Source organism: Paenibacillus sp. MAEPY2 (genome assembly GCF_000499205.1).
In the GTDB taxonomy this organism is placed as follows: Bacteria; Bacillota; Bacilli; order Paenibacillales; family Paenibacillaceae; genus Paenibacillus; species Paenibacillus vandeheii.
This window is the reverse complement of sequence record NZ_AWUK01000047.1, coordinates 50364-62473: the sequence shown is the minus strand read 5'-3', so window position 1 is coordinate 62473 and position 12110 is coordinate 50364. Positions and strand designations below refer to the sequence as shown.

Annotated in this window: 12 protein-coding genes; 5 read left to right on the top strand and 7 right to left on the bottom strand. The window is 46.8% G+C overall.

The window, feature by feature from the left end; translation table 11 throughout:
• The first annotated feature begins 18 nt into the window (after window positions 1-18).
• The gene (locus tag P364_RS0130650; RefSeq protein WP_024633826.1) at window positions 19-492 is read left to right on the top strand and encodes an SET domain-containing protein; all 474 of its coding nucleotides are present in this window, start codon (window positions 19-21) and stop codon (window positions 490-492) included.
• Window positions 493-691: 199 nt separating this feature from the next.
• On the opposite strand, the gene P364_RS0130645 is transcribed toward P364_RS0130650, so the two are convergent.
• From P364_RS0130645 to P364_RS0130630, 4 genes are read right to left on the bottom strand one after another with little or no spacing between them, the layout of a single operon-like run.
• Window positions 692-1300 (bottom strand): DUF1349 domain-containing protein, encoded by a 609-nt coding sequence (locus P364_RS0130645; protein ID WP_024633825.1) that lies wholly within the window; start codon window positions 1298-1300, stop codon window positions 692-694.
• Window positions 1301-1329: 29 nt separating this feature from the next.
• Entirely contained in the window at window positions 1330-2676 is a 1347-nt protein-coding gene (locus P364_RS0130640) for a dihydrolipoyl dehydrogenase family protein (RefSeq protein ID WP_024633824.1), read from the bottom strand.
• Window positions 2677-2731: 55 nt separating this feature from the next.
• Window positions 2732-4246 (bottom strand): osmoprotectant update ABC transporter permease/substrate-binding subunit OpuFB, encoded by a 1515-nt coding sequence (opuFB, locus tag P364_RS0130635; protein ID WP_024633823.1) that lies wholly within the window; start codon window positions 4244-4246, stop codon window positions 2732-2734.
• Complete coding sequence (locus P364_RS0130630) at window positions 4239-5279, bottom strand: ABC transporter ATP-binding protein (protein WP_024633822.1); 1041 nt, start codon at window positions 5277-5279, stop codon at window positions 4239-4241. Before P364_RS0130630 ends, opuFB begins: the two co-directional genes overlap by 8 nt.
• Before the next feature lie 370 nt (window positions 5280-5649).
• Between P364_RS0130630 and P364_RS0130625 the strand changes: the two genes are divergently transcribed.
• Window positions 5650-6012: an iron-sulfur cluster biosynthesis family protein gene (locus P364_RS0130625; protein WP_024633821.1), complete on the top strand. Its 363-nt coding sequence runs from the start codon at window positions 5650-5652 to the stop codon at window positions 6010-6012.
• A gap of 243 nt (window positions 6013-6255) precedes the next feature.
• On the top strand, window positions 6256-7029 hold the full coding sequence (locus P364_RS0130620; RefSeq protein ID WP_024633820.1) for a M15 family metallopeptidase: 774 nt from the start codon (window positions 6256-6258) through the stop codon (window positions 7027-7029).
• A gap of 164 nt (window positions 7030-7193) precedes the next feature.
• On the opposite strand, the gene P364_RS0130615 is transcribed toward P364_RS0130620, so the two are convergent.
• Window positions 7194-7433, bottom strand: coding sequence for a hypothetical protein (locus P364_RS0130615; RefSeq protein ID WP_024633819.1), 240 nt, complete (start codon window positions 7431-7433; stop codon window positions 7194-7196).
• 141 nt (window positions 7434-7574) lie between these two features.
• Between P364_RS0130615 and P364_RS0130610 the strand changes: the two genes are divergently transcribed.
• Together P364_RS0130610 and P364_RS0130605 are read left to right on the top strand one after the other, a co-directional pair.
• Complete coding sequence (locus P364_RS0130610; RefSeq protein ID WP_024633818.1) at window positions 7575-8207, top strand: nitroreductase family protein; 633 nt, start codon at window positions 7575-7577, stop codon at window positions 8205-8207.
• 348 nt (window positions 8208-8555) lie between these two features.
• Window positions 8556-9017 carry an AraC family transcriptional regulator gene (locus P364_RS0130605; RefSeq protein ID WP_024633817.1) on the top strand — a complete coding sequence of 154 codons (462 nt, stop codon included), beginning with the start codon at window positions 8556-8558 and terminating at the stop codon, window positions 9015-9017.
• Between the two features lie 95 nt (window positions 9018-9112).
• On the opposite strand, the gene P364_RS0130600 is transcribed toward P364_RS0130605, so the two are convergent.
• Together P364_RS0130600 and P364_RS0130595 are read right to left on the bottom strand one after the other, a co-directional pair.
• Complete coding sequence (locus P364_RS0130600; protein WP_024633816.1) at window positions 9113-10357, bottom strand: aminopeptidase; 1245 nt, start codon at window positions 10355-10357, stop codon at window positions 9113-9115.
• A 101-nt stretch (window positions 10358-10458) separates the two neighbouring features.
• Entirely contained in the window at window positions 10459-12000 is a 1542-nt protein-coding gene (locus P364_RS0130595) for an acyl-CoA synthetase (RefSeq protein ID WP_236642220.1), read from the bottom strand.
• Between the last annotated feature and the right edge of the window lie 110 nt (window positions 12001-12110).

The window sequence follows — 12110 nt, the reverse complement described above, 5'->3', positions numbered from 1 at the left end:
GAGCATCAGGTGAACATGATGATTGAAGTGAAACAATCCAAATTGGGTGATGGGGAATTTAACCGCGGCGTATTTGCGACCGTAGACATTCCAAAAGGGCAGCTGATCCACCAGGCTCCGGTTGTTCCTTATCCCAATGAAGACCACGAGCATGTGGAGAAAACAATTCTCGAGGATTACGTATTTGAATACGGAGCCAACCATACGGCTATCCTGCTGGGATATGGCAGTCTGATCAACCATTCCTACCAACCCAATGCCACCTATGATATCAACTTCGAAAACCATACCTTTGACTTCTATGCCTATACTGATATCAAAGCCGGTGAAGAAGTATTGATCAATTATAACGGCGAGGAAGACAATATGGACCCGCTTTGGTTTCTGGATGATTACGAGGAACGTATACGTGAGTTGAACGAAACAAATGATGGCGACAAGGATGCTGATGACATTGAATCAGCGTCCCACGACACGGACTCAAGCAAATAAGATCTTGATGATAAACTACAGCAGTAGGGCAACTTCATGTGAACAAGACTTTAATAAGTTGCTCCCTCATCCGTTGTAGCTTTGATACAGCGGCTATGTCGTTGTCTAAGGCAAACTAAACAAGCCATTCCTCCACCAAGGAAGACTGGCTTGTTTAATTTATTGCGTTTTCACCACATTTCCCAACATCGAACCAATCTTAATCAGCAATGGGAGGGTCGGTGTGCAGATCCTGATCCGGTTCAGTCATTTTCCACTTCGTAAACGCAACTTCGAACCCGGCGCGCTTCGGAGAACAGAGAAACGGTCCTGCCTGCTTGTTCGTCGGATAGGCAAACCTCGCAACCCGAATCGTGCGCCATGGATGCTCGTCCGTACGGGCGCGAATAACCACCGCTTCGTCATGATATGAAGCCCGAATGGTAACGATACGCCCACCCCACTCTGGCACAGGTGAGAGCGACCAATCGGAAAATCGATCCGTTACGACAGCTCCTACATGAGCAACGCCGTCGTTTACTTCAACCCCCGCCTTGATCCATTGGTCCTTGCCGTGCCAAAGCATCAATCCGGCCTGATCATATAATTCCGTGAATGAACTCAGATCAAATGAGACTTCAACTGCCTTGGTTCCATCCCATGGCGCAAGCATGGCATGTCCATTCTGATGACAGAAACCATAAAAGGTTTTCTCCCAGAAGTCACTGCCCTCCTGTGCCTCCACAATCAGACGGTCACCTTCCGTTCGTGCCTGAGCCGGTTCGGTTGTCCACTCGGCATCATGAATCCGATGAAAATTAGCTGACATGATTCTCCCCTTTCTTCCACACCATCACATTAAATTAAAGAGCCCAAGTCCGATGCGGCTGTAGGATATGCAAAATTCATGGTGTTTAACTGATCGGTCGTCAAATCAAACTGAATCGCCATCGCGAACAGGTTAATCAGTTCTTCTGTTTTGCCACCCAATACATGGGCACCCAAGATACGCCCTGTTGCCTTCTCGATTACAACTTTGGCCATGGCAAATTTTTCATTCGTTCGTTTATAAGTATACCATTTCGACATGTCATTTACCTTCACCTCGTAGCCCTCTTTCTTGGCCTGCTCGACATCGAGGCCTACAGAACCCAGGGATGGCACGGTAAATACAATCGAGGGCATCACTTTATAATTGGGTTTGTGATGATTGCCTTCAAGCAGATTCAAGGATACCGAGCGTGATTCCTGGCCTGCAAGCGGCGTTAGTGGAAGTCCCTCCGTGGCGGACACATCACCAGCTGCAAAGACTCTTGAGTTGCTTTCACTTTGCAAGTACTCATTAACGATAATACCTTTTTTCGTATAGCTGACATTGCCCTTCTCCAGTTCAAGCCCCTCTATATTCGGAATACGTCCGGCTCCATGGACAACAAGTCCACATTGCCATTGATGATCCGCCCCATTACGGGTTCCGCTAACCACATACGTGTTGCCCTGCTGACGAATCGCCTTCACTTCCGCATTCAAGTGCACGTGGATGCCTACTTCTTCGGATTTTTTCAGCAGAAGGTCCACCAGTTTGGAATCAAACTGTTTCAGCGGCTCTTCGCCTCGATGAATAATATGGACTTCCGTGCCAGCTCTGGCCGCAATATGTGCAAATTCAAAAGCAATGTAACCGCCACCCACCAGAACCAATTTATCCGGCAGCTGTTCCAAATCAAGAAAATCATCACTGTATATCAGATGCTCTGCACCATCAATAGGAAGTGGGGCTGGACGCGCACCTGTTGCGATTAAAATATGTTTTCCCTGCAGGACTTCGTCCCCTACACGAATGTGATCTTCGTCGACGAAAGAAGCCTTGCCGTGGAACGTATCCATCCCGGCCTGTTTGAACTTATCCTCACTGGCTCTCGGAACACTCTCGGTAAATGTTCGCTTGAACGCCATCAGCTCCGACCACCGAATAGAGGCGTTACCTTCCACTCCTTTGCCCTTCATTCGTTCATTCCAGTCGATAAGTTCAGCTGCTCCTGCAAGTACTTTTTTGGGATCACAGCCCCTTAATGCACAGGTTCCGCCAAACTCTCGTTCATCAATTACGGCAATTTTCCATCCAGCTTCGGCGCAGCGGCTAATCACAGAACTTGCGGCACTCCCGGTTCCAATCGCGATCAAATCATAAGGTTGTTGTGTCATACTGGCTCCTCCTCTTCATGTGTAACTGTGAATATACAAACGCATGAATATCAAACTATAATAATCCTGCCTTTTGCAGATAATCCGTTGCCACTTGTTGTGGACTTGCTCCATTAACGTTTACTTCGTAATTCATTTGACGCATTTCATCGTCCGTGATACGACCTGCAAGTTGGTTCAGCACCTCGACCAGCTGCGGATATTGGTCTGCCGTTTCTTTGCGAAGCAGCGGTGCTCCCTGATATGGCGGGAACAATCCCTGGTCATCCTCCAGCACAACGAGTTTATACTGTCTCAGCTCACTGTCGGTCGAGTAAGCATCCAGCAAATTGATGTCTCCTCGCTGAACGGCCGCATATCGCAGTTTCGGCTCCATCGTAGCTACGTTAGGGAATTTGATGCCATACTTCTTCTGAATGCCAACATATCCGTCTTCCCGATCTGAGAATTCCAGTGTAAATCCTGCCTTAATCTGCTGCTGTACCGACTTGAGGTCCGATATGGTCTTTAGATTATACTGATCCGCAGCCTTTTGAGGCACAGCCAACGTATACGTATTGTTGTAATCCATCGGGTTGAGAAGAACCATATTAAACTGGCTCAGCATCCCGTCCTTTGCCTGTTCATACACTTCTGTGCGATCGGTGCTGACTGCGGTTTCTTTCATAAATTCCGATATGGCGGTACCCGTGAATTCCGGATAAATATCAATATCACCTGATTTCAGTGCATTGAACAGAAATGGCGTTTTCCCCAATCCGGGTTTCAATTCAACCTTCAGATCGGTATCTTTTTCAATCAGCAATTTGTACATATTAATGAGAATCTCCGGTTCTGCACCCAGCTTGCCAGCAATAACGAGATCCTTTTGCCCTCCACGGGAGAGCCAGGGAATCGTGATCACCAGAACGGCCACCAGAGCAAGTGTTCCGAGAGTAATCATCGTTTTCCTGAACGATATACGCTGGAACTGACGCAGCAACACATCAAACAAAATCGCAAGCAATGCGGCCGGGATGGCTCCCAGAATAATCAATGCAGTGTCATTTCGGTCGATGCCGAGCAAAATCAATTTACCCAGGCCACCCGCGCCAATTAGGGCAGCAAGCGTTGCTGTACCTACAATCAGAACCATGGCGGTACGAATCCCTGCCATAATGACAGGCATCGCGAGTGGCAGCTCCACTTTGGTCAGACGTTGACGACTGTTCATGCCCATGGCATTCGCTGCCTCGACCATGGAAGGATCGACTTCGGATATGCCCGTGTATGTATTGCGCAGTACCGGAAGCAGGGCATACACCACTAGCGCAATGATCGCGGGAAGTGTACCGATGCCAAATAACGGGATGAGCAATCCAAGAAGCGCCAGGGACGGGATCGTTTGCAGTACTGCCGTAACCCCAATAATCGGCTCAGCCACTCTCGGTTTGCGTGTTAGATAAATGCCGAGTGGGATAGCGATCAGAACGGCAAAGAACAACGCGATAAATGAGATCTGAATATGCTCAAGGAGAGCAGACAATAACTGTCCTTTACGCTCGCTGAACACCTCCGTAAATCTACTCATGTCCTTCACCCCGTTCCTGCAGCTGACCGGACCAATACCGAATCAGATCGGCTCGACTGACCTGGCCTATAATCTGGTGGTCTTTCTCGACCAGCAAATGATCATGTAAAGCCATGATCTCCACAAAATCCGGCAGCGTAATCGATACCGGAACAGCCGTTTTGGCTGACTTTGGCACATGCCCTGGTGCGAGTGGGGACATGATTGTTTCAAGATCAAATAACGAAGTTAGTCGTTCTTGTTCTCCGGAAGCCTTTTGTAATTCATACATCGTGCCCCCACCAGATACAGGCTGTGAACTCCTATCCGGACCAGGACTGCCAACAAAGTCACGTACAAATTCATTCGCAGGCTGCTGGATCAGTTCTTCCGGGGTACCCACCTGCAACACTTGCCCATCCTTCATGATGCAGATGCGATCCCCCAGCTTCATCGCTTCCTGAATATCATGGGTAACAAATACAATCGTCTTCTTCATCTGACGCTGAATATCCAGAATATCATCCTGTAATTTCTCGCGGCTTATCGGGTCGAGTGCACTAAACGGTTCATCCATCAGTACAATTTCGGGATCGGCAGCGAGTGCGCGCAATACACCGATTCTCTGCTGTTGTCCACCAGATAGCTCAGCAGGCTTGCGATCACTGTATGTGGTTCCTTTCAGTCCAACCATGTCCAGCAAAGTATGTACGCGCTCCTTGATTTGCTCTGACTTCCACTTTCTCAGTTCAGGAACAACCGCAATATTTTCGGCAATCGTCATATGTGGGAACAATGCAATCTGTTGCAGCACATATCCGATATTCCAGCGCAACTCATGAATGTTATATTCATCGATGGGTTTTCCATTAATCCGTACGGTTCCATCTGTCAGGTCGATTAGGCGATTGATCATTTTGAGCATCGTGGTTTTGCCGCAACCGCTCGGGCCAATCATGACGAACAGCTCTCCCTTATTAATGTTGAGATTCACCTGACGCAGAGCATGGGTTCCATCAGGGTATTGCTTGGATACATTTTCGAACTGAATCATCCGTTCACTTCTCTCCTTTATGAAACATTCATTCTCATCTATTTCCCCAAAATTATAAACATATAATCATGGTGCTGGACTGAGGCATTGTTGTTTCTATAAAAATCGATTATGGACGGATACCTCCAAAGGTTGAACAATCAACAAAATGACGGGCATCCAGGCACCGTCTTCTTATTATTCAGCAGTATTTACTTCCAATATTTTTATAATGAATGGGGACATCATAAAAAAGGAAGGTACACTTTCCAGACTGATCAGTCAAGAAAATAAATGCTTTGGTTTTTGACAGAGTGGTATAATGATTATAGAAGTTCGATTTATCCAATTACCATTACGATCATGCCAACATATAAAGGAGTGTAGCGATATGCATATTCAAATTACAGATTTGGCTGCTGCGCGATTGACTGAAAGCCTGAATGATCAGCCCGGTTATTTCAAAGTGGTCTATGACATGGAAGGTTGTGGCTGTAACGGAATTATTGCCATACTCATCGTGGATGAACCCGAAGCTCTGGATGTACAGATGGAAACCAATCTGGTGCCGTTCTATGTGGATCCGAAGCAACAGTTAAACCTGGAGCAGCACATGAAGCTGGACACGGAACCCAACTACCCTTCATTCAAATTAAGCAGTGATTCCGGCGTACTCAGCAGCAATGTCCGTGTTCGGGATGCCCGCGCAGTGGCTGATGGAAGCTCCGGCAATTCTGTTTCGTGCGAGCTGTAATTCACAGTTTCTTTTCTAGTAAGACGAGAACTTGATTCGCATCTATGTACACACAAAGACTTTGCACCCAAGGTGCAGAGTCTTTTTTCGTGTTTTTTTCTCGACAGACCATTAAAAACTATGAATCTCGCAAACTTTGTTTACAACTCGGAAACAATTGGAGAATCTATGGATATAATCCTCTAGTATACTCGGTATATAGCAAAGAACGAGATTGATATAACCCGAGGAGGAACACACATCATGAAATCTTTCACACGTAAATCTATCGTATCCACGATACTCATAGGATCTGTCGTAGCAGGCTCAGCATTCACAACACTGCCCTTCACGAATGAGATGAACCCGGTCGCATCTGCTGCCAGCTCCAGCTTCACTCAATTCCTGCACGATAATGCACCTGGACGTACAATCAAAACGAGTGGCAGTCTGGCAACGGTTACGAATCTATCAAGTACAGTTGTGCTTGTGAATAAAAAGAGAAATCTGCCTTCGACCTACGCCCCTCAGGATCTGGTTGTTCCTAACATTCCATTCAGCTTCTCAGGCTCCAGTCCGAAAAAGCAAATGCGTAAAGTGGCTGCTACCGCGATTGAGAACTTGTTCGCAGCAGCAAAAAAAGACGGCATTGATATCAAGGCTGTGTCCGGCTATCGCTCTTATGCGACGCAAAAATCCATTTTCGATCGAAATGCGAGTATCAAAGGCGAAGCCGTTGCCAATAAAACCAGTGCTCGTCCTGGACAAAGTGAACATCAGACCGGCCTTGCAATGGATATCTCCAGCGCATCAGCGGGATATGACTTGCAGCAAAGCTTTGGGAACACCAAGGAAGGCAAATGGCTGAAAGCCAATGCACATAAATACGGATTCATCATACGTTATGGCAAAGATCAGGAGAAACTGACAGGCTACTCTTATGAGCCATGGCATGTGCGTTATGTGGGCGTGTATATTGCTGGGGAAATTACGAGCCAAAATCTTACACTTGAGCAATATCTGGAGCGCGCCAAATAAAAAACCAGGAACCTGAACAATCAAGTAACATTCGTTCCGCTCTTATGACTATAGTATGTAAACGAATAGATGAACTTACAGGATGGGGCCCAGGATCGGGCCTTTCGTTCCTGTACCACATCTACACCTACATAAATAAGCAGCAAATATCATACTTCCTTAGATTAAGGACCTACAATTTTCCTGAAAACGACTGGCAGTCTCTTTACGCTTTCCGTTCCGGCCCAAGAACCCACACCAGCAAGAAGTGCATTATGAAACAGATAAAGTGCAACATTGTACGCAAGGGTACCCAGCACCATCTCCACCACTAAAAAACGTTTTAGCGTGGAGGATTCGATGACATAGACCTGAAACTCATTTCTGGACTTCCCCTCCCTATACCTTGTAAGGAGTGTTTTCATGAATCACCTCTACTGTTTTATTTTTATCGTATGGCAGGCAGATCTTGTCTTATTCAAAAATAATACTAAATAACACTTACATAAAGTAACTAAGTGTGTTATAGTCAGTTTATAAATCATACATAAGCGAGGGAAACAACCATGAGTGAACTGGAGAACCTAGTTAAAAACCGCAGATCCGCCATTATTTTTGAAGAAGGAATTGAGATTCCAGAGTCGGAACTGCAAGAAATGTTTGCCCTGAATAAATTCGCACCTTCCGCCTTTAACCTCCAGCATACGCACTATCTGGTGCTGACGGACCCGGCCCAGAAAGAGAAAGTATACGAAGCTTCACAGCAATATAAAGTGAAAACCGCCTCTGCGGTCATCGTTGTCCTCGGCGATATCAACGCACACCATCATATCCGCACAATCAATGAGGGCCTGCTGAACCTTGGCGCGCTTACTCCGTTCCAATACGAACAAGAATCGCAGAGCGTCATCGAATTTTACGAAACGCGGGGAAGGTTCTTCCAGAGGGAAGATGCAATTCGTAATGCCAGCCTGTCAGCGATGCAATTGATGCTGATCGCTCAGGATCGTGGTTGGGACACCTGCCCCATGATTGGCTTCGACGCTGAAGAGTTGCAACGTAGCTTGGATATTCCCGACCATTATGTACCTGTCATGCTAATTACGATCGGTAAAAAATCAGACGCCAAACAGCGCCCACGAGGATACCGCAAACCGATTAACGAATATGTCAGCTTTAACAAAATGCATGCCGAATAACGAAAAGATACAAACAAAAAGCCACGATCTCGTGGCTTATATACGTTTCATATATAAGCGTTTCAGACATTTCAATTTTATCGTCAAACGATGCATAACGCGATTGACAGTGATGTAACGGTATCGATGTCGCTAGACTGAATATAACCTCGATAATCGCAGAGATGCACCAGCACCCATTGTTTAAAAGTTCGTCGGTAAAATCTCGGGTAATATCCATTACAATCATTCTCCACAGACATAAAGTCCTACGATCTTTCTTTTCCCAAAAATACATATGAATATTTTTTTATACCATGATAGCATTCGAAATGTACCCCATAACCGTAACGGAAGGAATGAAAACCAATGGAATTTCACATTGAAAACCTGCCAACATCCCGAATTGCCTATGTACGAGAAGTGGGCCCGTATGGTCCTGCCAACAGTCAGACGATGGAGACGTTAAAGACTTGGGCCAGATCCAAAGATCTGCTTACGGAAACAGCCATCTTGTTCGGCATTCCGCAGGATCACCCGGAAACCACCATCCCCTCTCAATGCAGGTATGATGCTTGTATTGTCATATCGGAGGATTATTGTCTGGGTGAATCGACTCCCCAAATTGAAGAAGCTGAACTTCCTGGCGGGCAGTATCTGGTTTGCAAAGTCAAACATACCGCAGAGGATGTGAAGCAAGCGTGGACTGAGATTTTCCCGTATTTGGAGAGTAGCGGTTACACAATGGCCAACAAACCCATACTGGAAAGATATACGGGTGATCTCCTTCCTCTGGATGTTTGCGAAATATGCGTGCCCGTAAAGTTATAATAAGCTAATGCAAAGTTAGTGCAATACGCATACGCAAAAAAAAGTGACTTCAATGTTGAAGTCACTTTTTTGTCTTTTTGCAGATGATTTACCAATTAAAATGCCCAGTTTCCTTTGCGGAATACAGGTTCTACTGTACCATCCTGCAGCTCACCATCAATGTCGAGCTCTGCGGAGCCGATCATGAAGTCTACATGGGTCAGACTGACGTTGCATTCATGTTTCAGCAATTCCTCGTTAGACATCGTCGTACCATCTTTCATATTGAACGGATATGCACTTCCGACAGCCAGATGGCAGGATGCATTCTCGTCAATACCGGTATTATAGAAGATACGATTCAAGTTGGAGATTGGGGAATCATGCGGCACGAGGGCCACTTCGCCAAGGTAGCGTGCGCCTTCATCGGTGGCAAACAGATTTTTCAGATGCTCTTCACCCGAAGCTGCTGTAAAAGCAACGACCTGTCCATCCTTAAATGTAATTCTCATCTGGTCTACCAGCTGTCCGTTCAGGTTGAGCGGCATTGTGCTGCTGACGAATCCGTTCACTCCACTACGCTTCGGCATCGTAAACACTTCTTCTGTCGGCATGTTCGCAACGGTATACACACCTTGCTTGTTCTCGCCACCGCCGCCTCCCCAGATATGATTGTTCACTAGCTCAATTTTCAAATCTGTTCCTGGTGCGCGGTAGTGCAAGCTTTTATAGTTTTTCTTGTTCAGCAAATCACTCATGGCATTCAGGGTGTCCAGATGTTTTTTCCAGTTCTGTACTGCGTCTCCGCCATCGACACGGTTCATTTTGAAGATGGTTTCCCACATAACGTTAATCCGATCTTCCTCAGGAATGTCGGCAAACACTTTGTTCGCCCATGCCTTGGTTGGCGCTTTGATCAGACACCAGCTAATCTCGTGGTTACGTGTATATTTCGAATAACCGCGTCGTGCATGAGCCGCCGCCTTGGTTGCACGCGAAACGTTGTCGGAATTGATGCCCTTGTACAATTCAGGGTCAGGTACTTTGATCGTCAGGGTTGCGCCGCCTGCTTCTGCAAACTTCTCAATCATTTCCGCCTTCCAGGCCGGGTAATAGTCGAAGCTGTCATCGGAGCCATGTTGAAAACGACTGCGTGTAATATCGTCGTCATCAAAATCAACCTGTACATACTTGGCGCCAGCTGCGTACGCTTTTTGTACGATGAGACGGGTGAATTCCAGTGTTTCGATGGGTGCCGTTACCAGCAGATCCTGCCCTTTCTGGATATTCACTCCGACTTTGACAACCAGCTCCGCGTATTGTTCCAACGACTTTTCAAAGGTTTGTTCAAAATTACTCATGGTTGTGTTCACTCCTAATTCATATTTGAATGTTTAGAATCGATTCCTTCCCCTTCACTACTTATGCTAATATTTCCAACTCTTTGATTACACACAATGATCTAAGCCTTACGTTTTTCCTGCTCACGCAGCTCAATGCGGCGAATTTTACCGGAGTTTGTTTTCGGCAGATCGGCTACAAACTCGATTTTGCGTGGATATTTGTATGGTGCTGTCCATGCCTTCACATGATTTTGCAGTTCACGCGCCAGTTCAGGTGATGCGAGAGACTCGTCTCTCAGCACAACAAATGCTTTCACTACGTTGCCACGGATCTCATCGGGGCTTGCCACAACTGCACATTCCTTCACGCTGTCGTGTTTCATCAGCGCTTCTTCCACCTCGAACGGTCCAATCGTGTATCCCGAACTGATAATGATATCATCACTGCGTCCTTCAAACCAGAAGTAGCCTTCTTCGTCTTTACGTGCGCGGTCACCTGTTACAAAATAATCCCCGCGCTGATTCGCTTCCTTCCGTCCCTCATCCTGATAATAGGCACGGAACAAGGCTGGCATGTCCTTATGCACCGCGATATCTCCTACTTCACCAGCAGGTACAGGTTGTCCCTCTTCATTGATGATCTCAATGAGGCCTGGTGTAATCGACTGCCCCATCGAACCGATTCGTACGGGAGCATCCTTCAAACTGCCGATCAGCAGTGTACTCTCGGTTTGTCCATATCCGTCCCGGATTGTCAGGTCAAAGTGACGTTGGAAAATTTCAATCACTTCCTGATTCAACGGTTCACCTGCGGACACGGCGCTGCGCAACGCGGACAGATCATGCTTACCAAGATCGTCTGCCTTGGCCATTAAGCGATATTCCGTCGGCGTACAGCAGAGGACATTGATATGATGCTCCTGCATCAGTTCCAGATAACGTTTGGGTTGGAAGGATCCATTGTAGACGAGTCCGGTCGCCCCTCTTCCGAGTACGGACAGAAACGGACTCCAGATCCATTTTTGCCATCCAGGTGCTGCGGTTGCCCAGACCGTATCCGAAGGCTGTATATCCAGCCATAACGATGAAGCGATCCGCAAATGGGCATATCCCCACCCATGACTATGTACTACCCCTTTTGGATTCCCGGTCGTACCCGAGGTATATGCGAGAATGGCCATATCGTCACGATGGGTTTCCACCGCAGCCATCGTATCAGATTGGCCTTGCATTAACTGATGTACGTTAACCCAGCCTTCTCCAGGTACGCGATCATCACCATTTGGTGAAGCGACGATGCGGTGTGCCAATGCTGGCAAATCTGCATCTATCTTTTCAACTTCAGCGGTAGTCTCGGACCAGACAATGACAGCCCGCGCCTCGGAATGCCGGAGACGATACTCCAGATCTTTCGCACGCAGCATCTCGGAAGAAGGAATAACTGCAATGCCCAGTTTCAGGCAGGCAATGTAAATGACATAGGCAATAATCCGGCGTGGTACCATGACCAGCACCCGGTCGCCCTTCTCCAAACCAAGACCACGCAAGCCTCCAGCAAGACGATTTGCCTGCTTTAATAACTCACCATAAGTGATCTCTTCCAATTCTTTATGATCGCTCAGCCATCTAAGTGCAACCCGATCCGACGGGTGATTCTCCATCTCGGATGTCAGGTTATAAGTTTCAGGCGAAATCCACTGTTGAAAATTCAAATGGAGCCTCTCCTTCATATTTCAAATGTATAGCATCTATATATTATACCCTAAATCCT